The following is a 20,047-nucleotide window of genomic DNA, read 5'->3' as shown; positions in this document are numbered from 1 at the left end:
AGCGTTGTTTCGGAATGCCGACTTGTTCGGTAGAGTTTGGGCATGGGGCAACAGCAGCATCTGGTATACCAACACGCGACCACCCGCTTCTTCGGCGCGGTTCGCCGCGCAATCGAAACCTCGGAATGGCGCTGTGCGGATCCCGTCGCCAGCATCGCGCATGGGCGGCTTCCGAGGGCGCCTGTGGCCGTTCAGGCAGCGCATGCCCGGATCAAGTCGCTGCCTTTGGAATGGCGCGAGCATGCGGCCGCAGTCGTCGCCGCGCTGCAACTCAAATCAGGCGAGCGCGAGCGTCTTGGTGCGTACTTCACGCCTCCGTATCTAGCGGCATACGTGTTGAACAGGCTGACTGCGCAGGGCTACGACCCGACCCGGCACTCCATCATCGATCCGGCGGCGGGCGGAGCCGCCTTCCTCGCTCCGCTGCACGGCGTCATCAGCCGTTCGCTTCAAGGACGCAATCCGGGCAAGGCGCTCAAACTCCTGCGCGGCATCGAGATCGACCGCCGGCTCGCCCGGGTCTCGAAGGATCTGCTCGCCTGGCGGGTTGCTCTCGCGCGCGGGGCTGACGGTCCTACCGAACAGGACTGGGAAGCAGTCGAAAACTGCGTGGAGGTCGCGGACACGCTGGAAAAGGAAGCCAGCGGCAACTACGACGTGGTCGTCGGCAATCCACCCTACGTTCGCATCGGTCGCGACGACTACCACGCTTACGTCGAACGCTGGCCCGATCTGACCGAAAGAGGAGGCTATCTCAATTTGTCGATGGTCTTCCTGCATCATTGCCGCGGCTTCGTGAAGCCGGGCGGGCTTCTGTCGTTCGTGATGCCGGCGAGCATGATCGGAGGCCCCTCATTCACGGCGTTCCGCAAGTCGATCGCCGACGAAGTCATCGCGATCGATAGGATTGAGAACCGCCAACGCGTGTTCCTGGACGTCACACAGGACTGCATCATCGTGACGATGCGCCGTGGGGTCGAGCAGCGTTCTGCGGTCCGCATCGGCAGCCTGGCACACGATGGAAGGGATCGCGCTCTGGGCAACATCAGGCTCGACCGCGAAGGCGGGCGGTGGGAGCTTCCTACGTCGGACGTGATCTCGACGGGACGCTCGCTGTCCGAACTGGGATGGTTTGGGAAAGTGGGGCCGGTCGTTCCCCATAGATGGCAAGAGCGCATTTCGAAGACCCGCGCGGCTTCGTCCGTTGCGCTGCTGTGGGCAGCGGCAATTCGTCCGGACGGATCGCTGGACTTCGATCACATGAAGGCCAACGTGAATGGCCATCGCGTCACCGTGGATCCCGAGCTTTCCTATGTCATCCGCCGACCATGTCTGGTGGTCCAACGGACGGCGAACCGAAAGCAAAGGCGGCGCATCAATGCCGCCGTGGTCGACCGCAGGTTTTTGGAAGACGTCGGGCCCTTCGTTGCGGAAAACCACGTGATCGTGCTGACTCCGCCGTCCGATGCCTCGATGGCGGACTTGAGAACGATGGCCGACTTGCTCAATTCTCTTGAAATGACCGCCTTGTACGACCGCGTCTGCGGAACGGCATCCGTGTCCCTGAAGACATTGATGTCGATGAAGCTGCCGAAATTCAAAGCGGAACGGGCGCAGAAGGCGGCCTGAACCCGCCACATCTTTCGGGAAGCGGTTCGAGCGCCGCGGGCGGTGCTGCGCGGCTATTTCTTCCCGTCCTGGTGCCGCTCCAGCCATTCGGCGGCGGCCTGCTCCATCACCAGCGAGGCCGTCGTTTCGCGCAGCGCGGCCGCCGACTTGATCCTTCTGATGATCTCCGGGTCCATCGATGTCAGGAGCTTCTCGACGCCCGGCGGCGGCTTCACCGGCGAGAGCGGAGGACGGACGTCGCGGCCAACCGGGACCTGATCTTCGCGGTGGCGCGCCGTCTGGCCGAGAAAGCATCATCTGGCCGGCGCCGAGGTCGAGCGGCCGGCTGCAGGCCCGGCGCCGCCGCCCGACCGGGGAGGGGTACCGATGCCGCCCGTGGAGCCCGTCCGGCGCCCGGCCGCCCCGCCGCCGGCGCCAGCCGCCACGGCCTTCGGTTCAGTTCGCAAAATCGGAACTTCAAGGACTCAATTTCAAGGATTCGAGCCTTCAAGCATTCGATTTCAAAGGCACTCGATTTCAAGGATTCCAATTTCGGCAGATGAATCCTTGAAATCAAATCCTAGAAATTTGGTTGCGGGAATTTCTTGGGTTCGAAGCGCGGCCGGCGGGATCCGGCGGCGGCCGGCGGCGCCGGCGCGGGGCTGAGATAGCGGTTACACTCGGTTCGATCGAAGTCTCTATTCAGCAGCGGCATTAGATCCGCGATGGGGAGACATCGCGAAGGCGGTCGGCGATCAGCCAGCTTCGCTGCGACATGGCTGGCGGGGCGGGCATCACCTCCGATCCGCCGTCTCTCCGGGAAGAGCACCGATGAATTCGAACGGTTCGTGCGAACTCAGGGTACCCATCGTTTAGAGCCCCGCGGCTTCTTCCACCCGAGTGCCTTGGCCAGGGTTCGCTCGACGAAGGCAAAAAGATTCTCCCCGTTGTCCGCAGCGACGTCCTTGGCGGCAAGGATCAGATCGGGCTGGATGTACACGAGCAAGGCTTTCCGCCCGTCTGTCCGCGTCGATTCTGTCGGCACTGCAGATTTTGTTGCGCCCGCCTTGGTCGTCTTTGCCGCCTTCGCCATTTCAGTCGTACCCTTCCCGGTCCGGCCCGGATTCTAACAGGACGGCGACGCGGCGCTAAGAGGCGGTAACCATAAAGCTGTTGACTACGCGCAAGACGGCTATCTGGGCGATATCTTATAGATATCTGTAAGATATCTTTAAAATGACATTCCTCTTGACTTTATAGGGGTTTTGTGATCTTATTCGCACGCCCCACGATTATCAAAGATATGGGAGAATTTGCCGCCCCTCGGTTGACCCCGCGTGATTCGGCGCGAGGCGACCGCTGTTCGCCGTTTCATTTCGACGACATCAGCGAGGACAGATGCAGAAGTTGAATCTCTTCATCAGCCACAAGAGCACCCGGGCTATCCCCTTCGCCAGCACCGTGACACACGATTTCCTGGTCCAGTCGATGCTCGACGGCGACGTGAGACGCATCGAGTACCGGAACAACGTGGTCGTCGACGAGCGCATCGTGCCCGTCGAGGGCATCATCGTGGAAAGATTCGACGGCCGCTATGCCGTCGACATCGTCGACGGCGGCCTGGCCCATGACCCGGCGGCGGCATCACTGACGCAGCTCGCCTTCGCCAGCGGGTGCCACGGCGTCATAGAGGTCAGCGCCGCGGACATCCGTTCCGAACCCCGCTGTTCGGCGGCGCGCGAGGTCTGGAGCCACCGCGCCGTGCGTCTGCATTCTGACGATCGCGCAGAGATCCTCGAGACTCTCGAACGCGACGGGCCCGTCTCGCTCGCCCAGCTCATCGAGACGGTCGCGACCCGCGGCGACGCCCGCGCGCTGATCTTTGCGCTTGCGTCCGAGGGCGCGGTCGCACTCGACCTGCGCGGCGGCATCACCGACGACCTAATCGTTCGCTCGGGCTACACCGGCTCCTCCGCCGGCCTGCGCGCCTACGGCGCATAAACCCTAACATCGCCAGGTACCGGCTTCCCGCGTGAGCACGTCTCGCGCGGGAGGATCCGTTTTGCCGTGCGCGCCTAGCTTCTCGATGAGGAACCTCGAGGTCCGGGGAGCGCAACCGACGCCCCGTTGCCCGATTACGATCGCGGAGGACCGGCGGGCGGATCCGCCCGCACCAGTCAAGGATTCGCCTTTGATCGGCAAAGGCGCTTCGGCCAGCACACCATTGTCTGAAATGGGTCACGACTCGGCGCCCAACGCGCGAGATCTCGCGCCAGCCGCAAGGCTGCGCCGCGCTCATCGCTCACGTCCAACAAGCATGGAGATCCGCATGTCCGAACCTTCCGCAGCGACGACGACAATTGTTCACCGGCCGTTCGGCGGCATGGCGGGCTACCGCATCCTGTCCGATCGCGCGAGCCGTGCGGTGGTCCACGCCTTCTGCTTGACCGACCTCGCTGCCGTATCGTCGTCCGGGCTCCTCGCCGGCGGCTGCGCCTACCTGTTGATCGGTGCGGGCATGGCGTACGTCGGCGAGAGCGGCAAGCCGATGCGCCGTTTGGCCGAACACGCCGCCGACCCCACGAAGGCGTTCGCGCAGGACGCGTTCGTGATCAGCGGATGCGACGGGGCGGCATTCGACAAGAGCTTGAGCTTGGATTTCCAGTGGCGCCTGACGAGAGAGCTAGTCGATTTGGGCTCGGTCGCCGTGGTGAAGGGCGCCAATCCGGTCCGGCCCGATCTGCCGCTGGCCGACCGCTCCACGCACGACCGGATCTATACCGATGCCCTGAGGCTGCTGCACGATGCCGGCTGCACCATCTTCGCGCCGGCGAACCGGTCGAGGGACGTGGCCGGTTCATCTATTCCGACCGCGACGGATACGGCATCTGCCGGCGGAGCCGATGCGGAAGACAGCGGCCCGATGGCCATCGGCGTCTCTGCAGCGGCCGCCGATGGCGAGTCCTTCGAACTTACGTACTGCAACGTCTGGGCGCGCGCTTACCGGTCCGGAGGAAGATTCGTCGTCGCCGCCGGCTCCGACATCAGGACCGCCACCAACGACAGCGTCGATACGGTGACGCGGAAACGCAGGAGCGAACTCTTCCGGGCCGGCGTCCTCACCGAAATCGCCGGCGTATCGGATCGGCGCCGGCTCATGGTGGCGGTCGCGTTCCCCACCGAATCCATCGCGGCGAAGGTCGTGTGTGGTGCGCATTCCACTCCGCCGTGGACGTCTCTGCCGCCGCGGGCCGTGGTGTTGACGGTCTGACGGAAAGGCCAACCGGGCTGAACGTCGCATGAGGTGCTCGCCGCGATCGGCTCGGTCGCAACCGACGACGAGGGACGAGGACTGAGGTCCACGATTGTGAGGTCGCGTACATGACGAAGAAGCCGAAGACCCCGAAGAAGCAGATTGTCGCCCGATGGGGTTTCAAGCGCCTGTCGGACCAGCGGGTCGATCCGACGCTCGGCCCTGCGGATGCCGAACCCGGGGAGCAGGAGGGCGATGCGGTGCCCACGCCGTCCAGGCGTCCCCGGAAGCCGCGCGGCTCCGCCACCGACATCGTCGTGGGCGCGGCCTTGGAGGCGGCGACGACCGTTGCCGTCCGCAGGCGCCTCGCCCGCGGCCAGGCGCTCGCCGTGGTCGTGATCGTGCCCGGCCCCGCCTGGGTTGCGCCCGTGGCGGCCTACGTCAAGTCTGAATTCGGCTCCCGCTGGTGCTTCCACACCCGTGACGGCACGGACCGCAAGCGCGACGACGCCGGCTCGGTAGAGGCTGCGCGCGACCTGTCGCGGGGCTTCTGCGTGATGGGAGTGGCCTACGACGAAAAGCTGCTGCCCGCATCGCTCCAGTCTGCGGCGGACATCGTGATCCACATCGCCTCGCCGGACGGCACCGTGGTGCGCCGGGCGATCACCCGGTTCGTGCGGCGTTCGCCCGGAGAACTCGACCCGCAGATCGCCGCCGGCCTCGACCTGCCGGAGATCGTCGCCGCGTTCAGGCCCGACCAAGGCGCAAAGGATGTCGTCCGGCGGCTCGAAGCCGCACGCCGTTCGCACACCGGGTCCTCCGAGCGCGTGCCGGTTCTCGCGACCGCGGTCGAATACGGCGAGGCGCAGCGCTGGGGTCTCGACCTCGCGCGCGACATCGCGGACTTCAGGAACGGCAAGATCGCGTGGCGCGACGTCGACCGCGGCATCTGCCTGCATTCGCCGCCGGGCTTCGGCAAATCGTGGTTCGCGAGAGTGCTCGCGCAGGGCTGCGGCGTGCCGCTGGTGTCGACGTCCGCCGGGTCGTGGTTCGCGAACGGTCCCGGGTTCCTGGATTCCGTGGTCAAGGAGTGCCGGAAATCGCATGCGCTCGCGGTCGCGATGGCCGCACCGGTCTCGATCTGGCACATCGATGAGGTCGACGCCGCCGTACCGGAACGTGCAAATATGTCGGATCGCGCGCAAGAGTGGTGGAATGTCCTAGTTTCGGATATTCTGAATATTGTGGATTCCGCGTTGGCGGCGAGGGACGCGAAGCTCGTCGTGATCGGCAGCTGCAACAACATCAACCGCGTCGATTCCGCACTGCTGAGACCAGGTCGGCTGGAGAAGGTCGTCGCGCTCGATCCGCCCGACGCGGCCGGCATCACCAACATCTTGGCTTTCCATCTCCAAGGCGAACTCGCGGGCGAGGACCTCGCTGAGGTCGGCGCGGTGATGGAGGGATCGACCCCGGCAGAGGTCATGCACATGGTGCGGACGGCGCGGCGCGCCGCCAGATACGCCGGCCGCGGCCTGGCCATCGCCGATCTGGTCTACGCGGCGATGCCGCACGAAACTCATCCGCCGGCGCGCCTCTTTAGGATGGCGATCCACGAATCCGCGCACGCCGTGATCCTGCTCGCGTTGGCGGCAGGCACGGTGCGCCACGTCTCCCTCGCCAGCACCGGCGACGCGGGCGGCCGCACGTCGGTGCTCTACGCCGACGACGACCTCGCGACCCGCAAGGCGATCGAAGACCGCGCGACGGTCGGGTTGGCCGCGCGCGCCGCCGAGCGTCTGTTCACCGGCTCGGTCTCCACCGGAGCGGGCGGCGCCGCGGACAGCGACCTCGGCGCGGTCACGATCATGGTGGCGTCGCTCCACGCGAGCTTCGGCATGAGGGGCGCCCCGATCTATCTCGGCGCCGGCGAGGAACTGCTGAGGGCGGTCGCCTTAGACGCCGGCCTGCGCGAGGCGGTGACGCACGACCTGTGCCGGCTGGAGCGGAGGGCGGACCGGCTCGTCGCGGCCAACCGCGACGCCATCCTCGCGGTGGCCGCCCGGCTTGCCGAGAAGCGCCGTCTCGACGGCGCCGAGGTCGAGGCGCTGGTGCGCGGGCGGCTGCGCGGGCGGCGGCGCCGGCGCCCGGCCGGGGAGGGATAGCCATGCCGCCCGGGGGGCCGTCCGGCGGCGAGGCCGGTCCGCGCCGGCCCGCTGCCCGCCGACGGAGGGCCCGCCGCCGGACGCCGGCGCCGGCCGCCGCGGAAGCGGATTTATTTCGTGAAATCAGAAGGGCAAGGATTGGAATTCCATGACTCACTTTTCAAGGACTCGATTTCTAGGATTGGATTTCAAGGATTCGAAATTCGGCGGACGAGTCCTTGAAATCGAATCCTAGAAATTTTGATTGCCGGAAGTTTTTGAGCGAAGCGCGGCCGGCGGAATCCGGCGGCCGGCCGCGCTGGCGCCCGGCGCCGGCCTCGGCGGGCGGTCGGGAGGATGGCGCCGGCGATCGAGAAAGGAGACCAGCATGGCACCGAAGCCCCGGCGCGTCGCCGCCCGCCCCGATCCGAAGGATTGGCGCGACGACGAGCTTTTGACTTTTTCCGAAGCCGCCTCGCTCATGTGGCCGGACGGGCCGATCACGAGCAGCACGCTGCGCACCGCCTACAGGCAAGGACTCCTCGAGACGACGATGCTCGCGCGCAAGTTGATGACCACCAAGCGCGCTCTGGCGGCCATGACGGAGGCCGCGCGCAGGCCGGCGCGGGAACGCGCGTGACGGGACGCGGCGCCGGCGCGGCGCGGCCGGCGAAGTCCGGTAACGGAGCGGCCGAGGGCGCGGTGCCGAGCGATCGCATTCGCTCTGGACGGTCGCGGCCGCCGCGTGCAGGAGGGAGACGTCGCCGCAAGACGCCCGAGCGCGTCGCGCGGCGGCCCGATCCGGCCGAATGGTCGGCGGACGAACTGCTGGCGCTGCACGAAGCGATCGCTCTGCTGTGGCCCGCAGGTCCGCTGACCGTATCCAGTCTGCGGACGGCGATCGCGCGCGGCGATCTCGCCTGCGCACGCATCGCGGGTCGGATCTACACGACGCGCGCCGCGCTGGCGGCGATGACGGAGTGCCGACGCGCTTCCGCTTCCCGCGGACGCCCGTCGGATGCCGACTGGGAGGCTCACCTGGCGACTCTGCTGAAGAAGCGGCGCGCCGGATAAGGCCGACCGGAAGACCGAGAAGCGAAACGAAGTCTGGCGGGGGCGCGGATGCGCCGGTCCGTCGCCCAGGGGACGCATGTCCCGCAACCGAGAAGGAGAAGAACACGATGCCCGTTCAAGACGTCCTCGTCCTGCGGACGGCAAAGTCCACCAATCCCGACGGCTACGACATGACCGTCGAGCAGGCCCGGGCCATGCAGCCCGCGGAGTTCGAGCGCACCTTCGGGCTCGGGCTGAAGAGCCTGGACGACGTGCCTGCGGTCCAGCCCGGCGTCTTGCTCGAGCGCGCGCCGAAGGGCTGTCCGTACTACGTCCGGCACTGCGCACCGCCGAAGAACCCCGGACCGAAGGACCGCAAGGAGCCGGCGTTCGACTTGGTCGTCAAGGCCCCGCAGCGCGCGCTTCCCGAGGCGGGTGGCGGCATCGCCGTGCCGCCCCGGATCATCAGGCTGAAGGCCAAGGACGCGGACGGGGCCAGGCTCGAGGCGCTGGTCTTCCTCGCCCGCAAGCAGGGCCGCACGCGCCGCGCCACCGACTGGCCGATCGGAGCCATCCAGGCGCTGCTGGTCGCCGACGTGCTGCGCAGGTACAAGGCCGAGTGCCTCTCCGCCCCGCCGGACGGCGTAGAGGAGGCGAACAGCACCCGCCGGACCTACACGCAGTCGATCGACGCCTTCTGCAGGGCGCTGCCCGAGCTCGAGGTCGGCGACGTCAACGACGCCCTCGTCGCCCGCTATCTCGCCTGCCCGGTCCGCCGCAGCGAGACCTCGAAGCTCACCGACCTCTACACCGTGCGGCGGTCGCTCAAGGTCGGACTCGGCCTGTTCGGCGTGCCGCCGACCTACAACTGCCATTTCCGGATTCCGGACAAGGGCATGCTGCCGAAGACGCCCTGGACGCCGGACGAGTACGACCGCTTGCGGAAAGCCGCGGACGGCTGGGTCTTCAACCCCGACGGCACGCCGAAGATGATTCCGGGACCGCAGGGCCCGGTGCAGATGCGCCGCGCCGACGACTGGACCTGGTCCGGAAGGGAAGCCTGGCGTCGTGCGATCCCGTTCAAGGCCTACTTGGCGACCCGCCACGGCCGCCTGCCGATCACGCGCTGGGTGCCGCCCGAGGTGGAGCCCAAGGGCCGCAAGCTGCCGAAGCACGACCGTCCGTGGATGGAGGTGACCGACCACGGCATCTACTATCACCGCGACGGCGAGGTGCACCACGACGGCAACAAGAGGCGCGGCGCGAACAAGGTCCCCGTCGAGTTCGAGCCGGAGGTGCGCGCCTGGTACGAAGCCGACCTCGAACGCGGCTGCGAATGGGTCTTCCACAAGCGCGACGGCTCGCCCTACACCGGCAGGAAGCTGTGCCGGGAGACCTTCGACAACATCGTCAAGGACGCCGGAATCGACCCGGACCGCATCCCCCATCACCTGAAGGATCTTGCGGTGGAGTGGAGCGACGAAGCGGGCATGGACCGCGACACCTTGGCGGCCCACGCCGACACCACCGCGCGCACGCTCGGCAGGACGTACGGCGACCCGCGCCGCGAGGCCCTCAAGGAGAAGGCGGCCAGGCAGATGAGCCAGGGTCCCTGGCGCGAGCGGGGCGAGCGCAAGGCCAACGTCACCCGCCTGTTCAAGGAGGCCGCCGGCAGGCGCGCCGCGAACGCCGAGACTGCGGCGCCGCTTCCCTTCCGCCGACGGCGTTCGGCCGACAGCTAGGCCTCCTTCCGCAAGCCCGGCAACTTCCAGGGCCCGCCACGCTCCTCCGCGTGGCGGGCCTTTCTTCGTCCGGATCCTGCCGCCCTCGCGCCGCCGCGGCCGGCGGCGATCATGGCAACCGGGATCGCCTCGCGGCGTTTCGGGGTGCGCGGTGTGGACGGGCCCGTCGCCGCGCCGTCGCCGCGTCCACTTCTGTTCTTCGGAAATCGCTGGAATTACCGGGGATTCAAGGGGTTACCGGCCTTCGGATCCTTTTATGGCCGGTACCCGCGCGCATTGAAATCGAAGGATTTTTCGCGACGCCGTGCGGCACATCGCGGCGTTTCGGGGCCTCCGGTCGGGGGGAGGGGGGCCGTTCGTCGCCGCGCCGTAACCGCGGCGAGATCATCGCCGGCGCTTCGGGTGCCCCCGCAATTAAGTGTAGTTGTCCTATTGACAATGAGCCGACTACACTTAATTGAGGGGTCATCATCCCCGAACCCATGGAGTGCCCCACATGTCTGCAGCTACTACCGATCCCATCTCGCTTCGCCTTCCTCCCAACCTCCAGGCCGGCGTTGATGCCTGCGCCGCCGCCAGGGCCCTCAGCCCGGCGGAAGCCGTCGAATATCTCGTCCGCGAGGCGCTGCTCACCGGCAAATGGCTGACGGTCGACCAGCGGCTGCAGCTCGAGGCGGAGGCAGCGACGATGGCCGTCGTCGACGTCATCGTGACCCGGATCAAGGACGAGGACGCGTGGGGCGACGACGTTACGCGGACGGTCTTCGTCGAACTGCGCGACAAGCACCGCGCCGAATACGACGCCGCGATCGCCAACGGCGAGGCGGCGCGCGTCAATCGCGACATCGGCAAGCGGGTGCGCCGCCTGCTCGACGCCGACGTGGTGATCGAGAACGGCGGCTACCGCAAGATGGGGCAGGTCCCGCGCTCCGCCGACGAATTGATCAAAACTTACACGGTCCTGCGCCGCCGCGGCGTCGCAGAGCCGGCGGCCGCGCCTAGCTCTTAAGTGTGATGGCTATGGGGGGGTGCCGCCGCCTCGATCGGCCCAGCTGCGGGTCTTCGAGAAGGACGGCCAGACCACGGCGGAGTGGCGGGTGGTGCTGCCTCGGCAAACCGTCGACCCCCGCGGAGGCGCTCGCCGCCGCGAAGGCCTGCGCACTAGGCGGCGAACGACGTTCGCACCATCGTGCTGGACGATCCCAACGGTCACATCGCAGCCCGAGCCGTCGGCACCGCGACCACGTCACCGACGAAGCCCCGCCTGCCAGGCGGGGCTTTTCGTTGAGCGGGGAGCCAGTCTGCGCCGCGGCGGCCCGACCGGCCCTAGGGTATGCTGCGCCGGTAAGGCGCCATGACCTCGACCGGATCGAGCACCACCTGTGGGCAGCCGGAGGGGCTCCATCGACGCAGGCGGCCTCGCGCCCTGCCTCGATGCAGCCGGACCGGCCCGGCACACCGGCTACGATCACAAGCCCGTCATCAGGTCGTGATCGAGAACAGGTGCCACCGCCCCGCCTGCGGCCAGGGCGGCGTGGGCCCGCGACGCGCGGGCGTCGCCGGCGCAACCCGCTGACGCGAAGGGCGTTTTCGCGCGGAAGGCGAGCGGGCCGCCAACGTGCGCGAGGCGGCAGCGGCGGCCCACCCGCGACGACAAGGAATCGGCCTCGCGCGCGGCAAGGATCGAGAATTCGGGACGGCGGCAGCTCCCGGAACACCGCCCGTCAGGCGGCCGCGGCCCCCTCTCGTCCCGGCGCCCGGCGGCGGGTTTCGGGAGATCTTTGCCGAATTCAAGGATTCGTCTTTCCGCCGCAGAGGGTCGGGCGACCCCGCCGCCCGGTGAGCCGCGGGTGGCGACGGGCCGACCCGCTGCGGGCGGCCTCTGAATCCTAGCGACGCGGCCCTTCCGGCTTTTCCGCTCTTGGTTCGACGTGGATCCCAGGGCACTTCCGTAGTCCTGCGCGAATGCGGTCGAACACGCGGAGCAGGCCGGCAAAGTTGGATCCTTCACCGCCCGTTGCAATCGCAGCCGACACGCGTCGCTTTTATTTATTATAACACATTGATTTATAAGGATTATTTGACTGGACGCAGATTCCGCGCTTAGGATCTCCCGCGTCGGCCCAAGCGTGAGCGCGGAGGCCCGGATCGGAAGGAGATTTCAGCATGATCCGTTTTTTCGACCGCGAATACGTCCTGATGGAGCCGGATTTCCTGGCCGAGCCCTCCTGGCTGGTGGGGCCCCGTATGATCGGAACGGTGCTCGCCATGGATTATCGGGGCGCCTCAGCCGCGCTCGCCCTGTCGGTGCTCGAGGCCTACGACGAGACCGAGGGCGCCGTGCACGGGGCGGACACCCAGCGCCTCGGCCATGGCCACGTCTACGTCCATCCCTACGATCGTTCCGGAATGTTGGCCATGGACATCGTCTGCGGTCCCAAGGGCCGCGCCAGTTCGCTGCTGATCCGCGAGGGCATCCCCGTTTTCGGTTTGGAGGCGATGGCAAGGCGCCGCAGCACCGATCCCGCCGCGGACCGCCGCATCCGCACCCGCGCCAAGGGCTACGAGAAGATCCTCGCCAAGGGCCCCTGCAACGTGGGCGAAGCCTTCGACATCCAGCCCGCGCTCGACGGAGCCTGGCTGTTCGACACACCGTTCCGCGTCTACCAGCCGGTCGAGCCGATCGTCGACATCGAGGTCGGAACGCGCATCAACGTCGGCACCGACGCCCATCTGCCCTGGCGCTGGAAGTGGCGCAATCCGCCCGCGCCGGCGCGGTCCGAGACCGCCGCCTGATGAGGGAAACGACCCTCCGCATTCCGGCCGATTTCGAACCTCACGCAAACACCGTGATGTCGTTCGCGGTGCACCGCGAATGGGGGTCCGACCGCGAGTGCGTCGAGGACGAGCTCGAAGAGGTGATCCGCGCCATCGCCGAAGACGAACCGGTGACGCTGCTGACGCCGCCCGATCTCCTCGGCGCCGTGCGCTCGCGCGGCCTGCCGCCGGAGGTCGAGATCGTGCCGGCACCGGTCGACGACATCTGGATGCGCGACATCGCCCCGGTCTTCGCCCACGGCCCGGACGGCATCGTCGCCATCGATCTCAACTTCAACGGCTGGGACAATTCGTGGCGGCGCCCCTCGCGTCCGGGCGACCGTCTCGCGCGCATCTTCGACTTCGGCGTGCCGGTCGTCTCGGCCTCCTTTGTCGGTGAGGGCGGCGCGCTTCTCTCCGACGGCAGGGGGCTCGCGATCGCCACGCGCAGTTGCCTGCTCGCGCGCAATCCGCACCTGACCGAATCCGACCTCTCGGCGGCGGTGGCGGCGCTCGGCCTCAGCACGGTCCTCTGGCTCGACGGTGACCGGAAGGAGCCCATCACCTCCGGACATCCCGACGGCCATCTGGCCTTCCTGCCCGACGGCGGTCTTCTGGTCGAGACCATCGACCACGGCGCCGGCCACCGGGGCCGCCGCCGCGACGTCATAGCGCTCCGCCGCGCCTCGGCCGAGGGCATCGTCGGCGGACTGCGCTACATCGCGCGTCCGGGAGAGCGCTGGCGGGAATTCGCCGACAACCTCTTCGCCGCGACCTACGTGAACCTGTTCGTCACGCGCCGCCAGGTGATCACCGCCCGCTTCGGCAATCCGTTCGGCGACGGCGCGGCGGAGCGCACCCTCGCCGCCTGCTTTCCCGGCCGGCGGATCTGCATGCTCGATCTCAACAAGATCCTGCGCGGCGGCGGAGGCGTCCGCTGCCTGACCCAGCCGGTCCCGGCCTAGGGAGAGAAGGTTCGCTCGCCCTGCCTCTGGCCGCGGCGGCGCCGATCCACGGGCTTCGCTGGCGCCTCGATCTTGTACCAGCGGTATTTCTGGATCTCCGGCAGCATCACGTCGGGCCAGGACCTCGCTAGTCCTCGCGGACTCTGGTGCCTCGTTCCGGGCTCGTCGTATACATCCAGTCGCGGCGATACAACCCTCGAGCGAGCGACATGAGCGAAGATCCGTTTTTCAGCCTTTCGGAGGACAGCACCTGGAACGCCTGCATCGGGCAACAGGGTGACGAACTTCACTACGTCGAGGGCTACCTGGAGGCCGCGAGCGAGCTCGCCAACGCGGTGATCGACAAGAACATGCTCGACAAACGCGACACGCTCGTCCTTCCAATTCTCTACAATGCGCGCCATGCCATCGAACTCGTCCTGAAATACGTCGCCGGGCAACTGTTCGATTGCGGCGTCCTCGCGCAACGACATCCGGCCAATCACGACATCAAGGGACTTTGGGACCACTTGGTCGCGGCCGACGTCGCCGATGAAGCGATAAGGAACCACTTGAAGGCGCTGGAGCGCTTCGTCATCAGCCTCGATCGGATAGACGACGATGGACAGGAATTGCGGTACCACGTCAATCGCGACGGCGAGACGAGCCTCAAGGGAGAACCCCTGGCCAACATCGTCGTCATCCGCGACAACCTCAAGGAACTGTCGTCGGTGGTCGATGGATTGATGCATCGAACGATCAACTTCGTCGCCGAGCGGAAGAGCGGCACATACACATCCCGCTGCTCGCGCGCCGACCTCCGCGAGATCGCCGGCATGATGCCGGCGCTCGCCGACTGGGGCACCGAAGCCTTCACCCAGGCGAAGAACGCAGTGAAGGAACGTTTCACGCTCAGCAACACCCAGTTCAGCAAGGCCATCGACGCGATCAAGGCTAACCGTGAATTCTACGGAATGATCGGCGGCGAGACCGACCTTCCTTATCTTCTTGACGACGAGGTTATGCTAGTTGTCGAGCAGTGGCGCATCCTTCACCCCGACCGCGAGGAAAAGAAGCCTGAGGTCGGCCAAGGTAGCCGGTTTAGGTCAGCGGGCCTCATCGCGAACATCAAGAAGAGACGCGAATGCGTCGATGCCCTTAGCGGGACCATCACTAGCCATGAAGCCGCGGACCTCGAAGCACTGTTCTATCTGGGCCGCGGAGATTTCTTGCCGGAACAGTTCGAAGATCGGGCTGCAACCTACCTGGAGCCGCTTAGCGACGACGCCGAACTGCGCGCACAGACCGGAAGAATGTTGGACAAGACGAACCTGCTCGTCTGTCTAGAGCGAGGTGCGCGTCGGGCGGGACGACTGTCTCTCGTCGAACGGCTGAACAGCCCCCCGGCGCAGCATCCGCCGCAGGAGGCCAAAGATCCACAAGCGAGGGAATGATGGCAGGCAAGGTCGTGGCGTCGCAATTCACCGGCGCCTTCGCACATCTGAACGTCTCGGCGGACATCACCGCCACACGGGCCGACATCATTCGTTCGCTGCTCACGGTGGGTTATCCGAGCCGCAAGAAGGCAATACGCAAAGTCGGGCCTTGGCGGACTCGGATGTTGTCCGCCCTAGCCATTGGCTATCTGGACAGGGCACTGCGAACCACCGAATACTTCCGCAATCTGGAGCAGACGGAGAAGGTGGGCGTATCCTTCCTGCTAGGCCAAGCCTTCACGCATTGGTTCGCTCAGGATCGGATGGATATTCCGTTCCTCGTCCACGTCGCCGGCCTCAAGACGACCACGTGGGGCACATCGTCTGCCGCCGTACCAACGAAGACAGGTGCGTCAACTCCGTCGCCGAAAAGCCGACCCGACTTTATCGGTGTCAAGAAAGCAGAGAGGCACGTGTTCGAGAGCAAGGGCCGCATCCGCAGACCCTCAAAGAGCGCCGTAGCAAAGGCTCTCGGACAGGTATCGGCGCTTCGCGCGATCAACGGCTCTCAACCCGCAACCCGCTGCGCGACGTTCTTCATGCTGAAGGCGTCGGGCGCCGAAGGGCAGGTCGTCGATCCCGCAGGAGCAGCCACCGGTGTCGAGGTCAAATTCGACGAGTGGGAGATGATCACGAATGCCTACGCGTTCTTTCTCGATGGCGAGAACGTCGACCTGCCGGAAGTGGCGGGCGAAGGGTACGTAGGACGTGAGATCGACAACGGCGTATTCTACGCGATCGACAAGAAGGTACTAAGCGCTCCCGCCGGACAGGAGCCCGCGTCGGCTTCCGAGCGCCAACAGAGGCGGAACGAGGTCTTTGAAATTCTCGAACATCGTGCGGGCACCTATCGGGAGCGCCACACCGAGGAGGTTTCGCCCGGACCGGACGGAACGTTGCTCATCGATCGACGCCCAGGCGGAATCCGGCCACGCCGCAAAAACGTTTGAGGCCGCAGCTCGAGAGATCGGTCTCAAGAATTTTCAGCACCGTCATCACTTTGGATTTTGGGTAGTGCAGGAAACTTAGCGGTTAACACCGGCGCGGATCTTAGGGTCGACACCGGTCGGGCCGGATCTAGTCCTATGGCGCAGCGGCCTCGTCGGCCCGCCTCTGGCTGCGACGCCGCCGATCAACGGGCTTCGCCGGCGCGTCGATTTTGTACCACGGATATTTCTGGATCTCCGGCAGCATCACGTCCACGGGGATCTCGCCGTAGTTCTCGCCGTCGGTCCGTGGGGCATGGCCCTGGATCGCGTCGAGCACCTGCCACAGCATCTTCGCCCGCCGTCCCTCAGTCTTGAAACGATGCCTCCACCCATGGTTGGGGGCGACTTTCGGGTTGGTGATCTGAAGGCCCTTGCGGACCCAGTCGGCGAGCTTGTTGCCGACGCTTGTGTAGGTCGGATTCTTCCGGTCCTTCTTTCGCTGCCGTTCGATCGCGTAGAACAGCGGAGTATCTCCCTTCTTTCGGTGCGCCCAATCCACGAACTGCATCTGCAGCAGGTGCGGATGGAGTGGAACGGTGCGCTCTGCCGTCTTCACCGTTCCCGCTTCGGGCCTGATGTGGATGCACGGGATCCCATCCTTCTCGATCACGTCGCATGCGCGCAATTGGGTGATTTCGTTCACGCGCGCGCCGGTGTAGGCGCAGAGCCACGGCACCCACCTGCGGGCGGCGGCATTCTCCTCGGTCATCCGCTCGTTCTGCGGCCCGAGCGCGGCCGCAAGGATGGTACGGGCCTCCAGATCGTCGAAACCGACCTTCTTCGTTTGCCTTTTCTTCTTTTCGGAAATGGTGACGACGACTTCGGCGGCCGGATTGGTCGCCAGTTTCTTCTCGTTCTTGGCCCACCCGAAGAACGCGCGGGCAGCGGCGATGTAGCCGAACTTTACGTTACGCCGCGACGCCTTCGATGCCAGCAGCGCGTCGCGCCAATCGAGCAGATGCTGTTCGGTCACGCTGCTCATGTCGTCCGTGCCGATGCGTTTGATCAATTGGCGGAAATACGGCTCCCACTTCTTGCGAGTCGACGCCGCCAGTTCCTTCGCCTCAGCGAACTCGGCCCACAGCACGTCGAACTTCTTCTCGGGATTCGGCGGCTTGAACTCCGGGAAGCGTTCGGCCACCGCCTTGTTGGGCGTGTAGTCCTTCTTCGCGTTCTGCAGGAGCTCCCGCTCGGCGAGCTCTTTGGCCTCGACGTAGGAGCGGATGAAGGAATGGAGCCTGTCGCCGACGAGATGGATTCCCTTCCGCTGCAGAAAAGCCCGCGCTTCGAGTCCGAACGTCACGTACAGGTGCGGATCGAGCGGGCCGATCGGCGGCCGTTTGCGCTTCGCGTGCTCCCTCAACGACCGTTCGATCTCGGCCGGAGGACCGGGCTCGTCGCGGCGGGCCGCCACCGTTTCCTTGTAGAATTCGCCGGCGAGCGCGGTGATCTGGAGGTGCGTGAGCTGCGTCGGCTGCTGGCCCGCCATCGCGCGCCACTCCCGCTCCAGCTTCAGGTTCTCCTCCTGGCAAAGGATCTTGGCCTCTTCCAGGTCGGTGGTGCCGAGACTGAACTTGATCTCCGCGGGCATCCCGAACCTGCGATATTTCGCCGGCACGCGACGCCTGAACCAATAGACCTTCGAACGCGGATTCTTCCAAGGACCAATCACGACAAGTCTCACGGTGACCACTCCTGTGTACCACCGGGACTTTTCGGAAAGCCTTATTTTATAGGTAAATGCGGAGTTTCAGGCGCTTAGCGGGGCCGATGGCGGAGAGAGTGGGATTCGAACCCACGGTACGGTTTCCCGCACACACGCTTTCCAAGCGTGCGCCTTAAGCCACTCGGCCATCTCTCCGGAGCGCCCTCTCTTGAAGGGGCGCCGGTGATTTTGCAAGGGATCGCGGGGAAATCGGGTGATTTTTCCATAAGATGTTGTAATTAAAAGATAATATCTGGCGCCCGCTGGCGCTTCGGAACCGCCCGATGGCTGAACCGGAAGCGGGTTTGGCGCGACGATTCACTCAAGACCGCCAAACACGACCGGGGACGCCATGACCATCCAAAAGACCATCGCCGCCCTTAGCCTGATTTCGGCCCTTGGCTCCGCGTTTGCCGTGCCGGCCGCCGCGCAGGTCTGCACCCGTCAGGGCGTCGACGTGAGCTGCGACGACGGGCGGCGCGGGGTGCTTTCGGGCGATGCCATCCTCTGGCCGGACGGGACGCGCTCGAGCGCCTCGCCGCATCCGAGCGTGATCATCGGCAACAAGAGCTCGGTGCATGTCGGACCCGGCGTGTTCGTCGGCCAGGGCAAAGGCATGGTGCCGCTGGACGATCCCAACGCGCCGAACAAGCGGCAATGCGCGATTTTGGACGGGGTGTCGTATTGTTATTAGGCGCCTCTCCCCGCAAGCAAGGGGAGAGCAAGAGAGCTCAAATCAGCCGCACACCTGATATCGCCGACTTCAGCCAGCGCAGCGCCTGCGGTGGCTGGGTCTCCAGCGGCGCGACGACGGCCTTCTCGGTCCGGCACTTCTCCAGCTCGGCGACGAAGTCGGCGGACCATTGCTGGATGGTATGGCCGCGCAGCTTCTTCATCATCGCATCCCAGCGCATCTTGCGCTCGGCGAGCGGCATCGCGGCCGCAACCGCGATCGCGCGCGCCATGCCATCGATGTCGTGCGGGTTGACCAGCAGCGCCGTTTCGAGCTCGTTGGCGGCGCCGGCGAACTTCGACAGCACCAGCACACCGGGATCGGCCGGGTTCTGCGCGGCGACATATTCCTTGGCGACGAGGTTCATGCCGTCATGCAGCGGCGTCACCACGCCGATCTGCGCGGTGCGATAGAGACCCGCGAGCACAGCCTGGCTGAAGCCCTTGTTGAGGTAACGGATCGGCGTCCAGTCGACCTCGCCGTGGCGGCCGTTGACGTCGGTGACGAGACGCGCGACCTCGTTCTGGAGATTGCCATAAGCCTCGATCGCACCGCGCGAGGGGTTGGCGATCTGGAGCAGCGAGATGCTGCGCGCGAACTGCGGATGCTCGGTCCAGAGCCGGTCGAACGCGCTGATGCGGTTGACGAGTCCCTTTGAATAGTCGAGCCGGTCGACGCCGATCGCGAGCCGCTCGCCATTGAGACTGCGGCGCAGCCGCGACACGTCGGGATGCGAGGCCGACTTCGCGGCGTAAGCTGCGAACTTCTCTGCATCGATGCCGATCGGAAAAACCTCGCAACGCGTACGGCCATGCTGCGAGATCGCAACGCCGTCCTCGACGGCGAGGCCGAGCTCACCCGCGACATAGCCGAGGAAATTCTGGCAGTCCTCATTGGTCTGGAAGCCGAGCAGATCGTAGGCCAGCATCGCCGTGATCAGCTCGCGATGATTGGGAACGCCCTGCATCACCGCGGCGACCGGCCACGGCGTGTGAAGGAAGAAGCCGATCGGATCATCGACGCCGAGATCGCGCAGCTCCGCGCCGAGCGCGAGGAAATGATAGTCCTGCACCCAGAAAGCCGTTTTCGCTTTCCGGAAGCGCATCAAGGCGCGCGCCATGAAGGCGTTGACCTCGCGATAGCTGACATAGTCGTCTCGCGAGACGCGGATCAGATCGCTACGCGAATGCAGGGCCGGCCACAGCGCCGAATTGGCAAAGCCTTCGTAGTAGCCGCCGTAATGCGCCGCCGGCAAGTCCAGCGTCGCAATCGCGCCCGAGCCCAGCGCTTCGATCTCGGCGAACGGCTCCTTCTGATGACCGTCACGCACGCGGCCCGATGAACCCACCCAAATAGCACCCGAATGTTCCACCACGGGAAGCAATGCGGCAGCCAAGCCACCCGTCATGGGCTCGTTGGGTTTTCCGCGCGCAACTCGATTCGAAACGACGACTAAGTTCACAGGTCGTCCCCTCCTGTTCATTCCACCCCGTTTAACTGCCGTTCATCAATATGGTTCCTGATCATCATTTGTACGAATTGAAACCAAAATCAGGCGCGTGC

General features: G+C 65.9%; 17 protein-coding genes and 1 tRNA gene. 13 read left to right on the top strand and 5 right to left on the bottom strand.

All coding sequences use genetic code 11. The annotated features are described in order from the left end of the window. The first annotated feature begins 42 nt into the window (after positions 1-42). Positions 43-1,629 carry an Eco57I restriction-modification methylase domain-containing protein gene (locus tag AB7008_RS02815; protein WP_028141983.1) on the top strand — a complete coding sequence of 529 codons (1,587 nt, stop codon included), beginning with the start codon at positions 43-45 and terminating at the stop codon, positions 1,627-1,629. Positions 1,630-1,682: 53 nt separating this feature from the next. On the opposite strand, the gene AB7008_RS02810 is transcribed toward AB7008_RS02815, so the two are convergent. Beyond that, positions 1,683-1,844: a hypothetical protein gene (locus AB7008_RS02810; protein WP_162832265.1), complete on the bottom strand. Its 162-nt coding sequence runs from the start codon at positions 1,842-1,844 to the stop codon at positions 1,683-1,685. Positions 1,845-2,464: 620 nt separating this feature from the next. Continuing rightward, on the bottom strand, positions 2,465-2,701 hold the full coding sequence (locus tag AB7008_RS02805) for a hypothetical protein (RefSeq protein WP_028141984.1): 237 nt from the start codon (positions 2,699-2,701) through the stop codon (positions 2,465-2,467). Positions 2,702-3,006: 305 nt separating this feature from the next. On the opposite strand from AB7008_RS02805, the gene AB7008_RS02800 reads away from it, so the two are divergent. From AB7008_RS02800 to AB7008_RS02750, 11 genes are all read left to right on the top strand, one after another. Beyond that, entirely contained in the window at positions 3,007-3,609 is a 603-nt protein-coding gene (locus AB7008_RS02800; protein WP_028141985.1) for a hypothetical protein, read from the top strand. A gap of 328 nt (positions 3,610-3,937) precedes the next feature. Then, on the top strand, positions 3,938-4,879 hold the full coding sequence (locus tag AB7008_RS02795) for a hypothetical protein (protein ID WP_244439194.1): 942 nt from the start codon (positions 3,938-3,940) through the stop codon (positions 4,877-4,879). A gap of 110 nt (positions 4,880-4,989) precedes the next feature. Next, positions 4,990-7,026 carry an AAA family ATPase gene (locus tag AB7008_RS02790; RefSeq protein WP_049801909.1) on the top strand — a complete coding sequence of 679 codons (2,037 nt, stop codon included), beginning with the start codon at positions 4,990-4,992 and terminating at the stop codon, positions 7,024-7,026. Positions 7,027-7,393: 367 nt separating this feature from the next. Then, positions 7,394-7,645 carry a hypothetical protein gene (locus tag AB7008_RS02785; protein ID WP_049801910.1) on the top strand — a complete coding sequence of 84 codons (252 nt, stop codon included), beginning with the start codon at positions 7,394-7,396 and terminating at the stop codon, positions 7,643-7,645. Continuing rightward, a complete protein-coding gene (locus tag AB7008_RS02780) occupies positions 7,642-8,079 on the top strand; it encodes a hypothetical protein (protein WP_049824197.1) in 438 nt (145 codons plus the stop codon). Before AB7008_RS02785 ends, AB7008_RS02780 begins: the two co-directional genes overlap by 4 nt. A 107-nt stretch (positions 8,080-8,186) precedes the next feature. After that, the gene (locus AB7008_RS02775) at positions 8,187-9,800 is read left to right on the top strand and encodes a hypothetical protein (RefSeq protein ID WP_028141987.1); all 1,614 of its coding nucleotides are present in this window, start codon (positions 8,187-8,189) and stop codon (positions 9,798-9,800) included. A gap of 496 nt (positions 9,801-10,296) precedes the next feature. Further along, the gene (locus AB7008_RS02770; RefSeq protein ID WP_028141988.1) at positions 10,297-10,809 is read left to right on the top strand and encodes a hypothetical protein; all 513 of its coding nucleotides are present in this window, start codon (positions 10,297-10,299) and stop codon (positions 10,807-10,809) included. Positions 10,810-11,966: 1,157 nt separating this feature from the next. Continuing rightward, the gene (locus AB7008_RS02765; protein WP_049801912.1) at positions 11,967-12,596 is read left to right on the top strand and encodes a DNA-3-methyladenine glycosylase; all 630 of its coding nucleotides are present in this window, start codon (positions 11,967-11,969) and stop codon (positions 12,594-12,596) included. Further along, complete coding sequence (locus AB7008_RS02760; protein ID WP_131233100.1) at positions 12,596-13,582, top strand: agmatine deiminase family protein; 987 nt, start codon at positions 12,596-12,598, stop codon at positions 13,580-13,582. Before AB7008_RS02765 ends, AB7008_RS02760 begins: the two co-directional genes overlap by 1 nt. Before the next feature lie 209 nt (positions 13,583-13,791). Then, complete coding sequence (locus AB7008_RS02755; protein ID WP_028141990.1) at positions 13,792-15,015, top strand: DUF3775 domain-containing protein; 1,224 nt, start codon at positions 13,792-13,794, stop codon at positions 15,013-15,015. Next, positions 15,015-16,007 carry a hypothetical protein gene (locus AB7008_RS02750; protein ID WP_441258392.1) on the top strand — a complete coding sequence of 331 codons (993 nt, stop codon included), beginning with the start codon at positions 15,015-15,017 and terminating at the stop codon, positions 16,005-16,007. The genes AB7008_RS02755 and AB7008_RS02750 overlap by 1 nt, the downstream gene beginning before the upstream one ends. A 133-nt stretch (positions 16,008-16,140) precedes the next feature. Here the strand turns inward: AB7008_RS02750 and AB7008_RS02745 are convergent, their stop codons facing one another. Together AB7008_RS02745 and AB7008_RS02740 are read right to left on the bottom strand one after the other, a co-directional pair. Then, entirely contained in the window at positions 16,141-17,730 is a 1,590-nt protein-coding gene (locus AB7008_RS02745) for a DUF6538 domain-containing protein (protein ID WP_131233101.1), read from the bottom strand. Between the two features lie 87 nt (positions 17,731-17,817). After that, positions 17,818-17,907: transfer RNA gene (locus AB7008_RS02740), tRNA-Ser, on the bottom strand. A 196-nt stretch (positions 17,908-18,103) separates the two neighbouring features. On the opposite strand from AB7008_RS02740, the gene AB7008_RS02735 reads away from it, so the two are divergent. Next, positions 18,104-18,445 carry a hypothetical protein gene (locus AB7008_RS02735; RefSeq protein ID WP_028159619.1) on the top strand — a complete coding sequence of 114 codons (342 nt, stop codon included), beginning with the start codon at positions 18,104-18,106 and terminating at the stop codon, positions 18,443-18,445. 37 nt (positions 18,446-18,482) lie between these two features. Here AB7008_RS02735 and AB7008_RS02730 read toward each other — a convergent pair whose 3' ends face one another. Then, positions 18,483-19,946: a trehalose-6-phosphate synthase gene (locus AB7008_RS02730; RefSeq protein WP_441258391.1), complete on the bottom strand. Its 1,464-nt coding sequence runs from the start codon at positions 19,944-19,946 to the stop codon at positions 18,483-18,485. Between the last annotated feature and the right edge of the window lie 101 nt (positions 19,947-20,047).

Origin of the sequence: Bradyrhizobium sp. 521_C7_N1_3 (assembly GCF_052075975.1) — a bacterium.
GTDB lineage: Bacteria > Pseudomonadota > Alphaproteobacteria > Rhizobiales > Xanthobacteraceae > Bradyrhizobium > Bradyrhizobium japonicum.
This window is presented reverse-complemented; position numbering and strand designations above follow the sequence as displayed.

Excerpts from the sequence above, each read along its gene's own strand:
- AB7008_RS02805 (WP_028141984.1), bottom strand. The coding sequence starts at position 2,701 with ATGGCGAAGGCGGCAAAGACGACCAAGGCGGGCGCAACAAAATCTGCA.
- AB7008_RS02800 (WP_028141985.1), top strand. The coding sequence starts at position 3,007 with ATGCAGAAGTTGAATCTCTTCATCAGCCACAAGAGCACCCGGGCTATC.
- AB7008_RS02765 (WP_049801912.1), top strand. The coding sequence starts at position 11,967 with ATGATCCGTTTTTTCGACCGCGAATACGTCCTGATGGAGCCGGATTTC.
- AB7008_RS02735 (WP_028159619.1), top strand. The coding sequence starts at position 18,104 with ATGACCATCCAAAAGACCATCGCCGCCCTTAGCCTGATTTCGGCCCTT.
- AB7008_RS02785 (WP_049801910.1), top strand. The coding sequence starts at position 7,394 with ATGGCACCGAAGCCCCGGCGCGTCGCCGCCCGCCCCGATCCGAAGGAT.
- AB7008_RS02755 (WP_028141990.1), top strand. The coding sequence starts at position 13,792 with ATGAGCGAAGATCCGTTTTTCAGCCTTTCGGAGGACAGCACCTGGAAC.
- AB7008_RS02770 (WP_028141988.1), top strand. The coding sequence starts at position 10,297 with ATGTCTGCAGCTACTACCGATCCCATCTCGCTTCGCCTTCCTCCCAAC.
- AB7008_RS02775 (WP_028141987.1), top strand. The coding sequence starts at position 8,187 with ATGCCCGTTCAAGACGTCCTCGTCCTGCGGACGGCAAAGTCCACCAAT.
- AB7008_RS02790 (WP_049801909.1), top strand. The coding sequence starts at position 4,990 with ATGACGAAGAAGCCGAAGACCCCGAAGAAGCAGATTGTCGCCCGATGG.
- AB7008_RS02760 (WP_131233100.1), top strand. The coding sequence starts at position 12,596 with ATGAGGGAAACGACCCTCCGCATTCCGGCCGATTTCGAACCTCACGCA.
- AB7008_RS02815 (WP_028141983.1), top strand. The coding sequence starts at position 43 with ATGGGGCAACAGCAGCATCTGGTATACCAACACGCGACCACCCGCTTC.
- AB7008_RS02795 (WP_244439194.1), top strand. The coding sequence starts at position 3,938 with ATGTCCGAACCTTCCGCAGCGACGACGACAATTGTTCACCGGCCGTTC.
- AB7008_RS02750 (WP_441258392.1), top strand. The coding sequence starts at position 15,015 with ATGGCAGGCAAGGTCGTGGCGTCGCAATTCACCGGCGCCTTCGCACAT.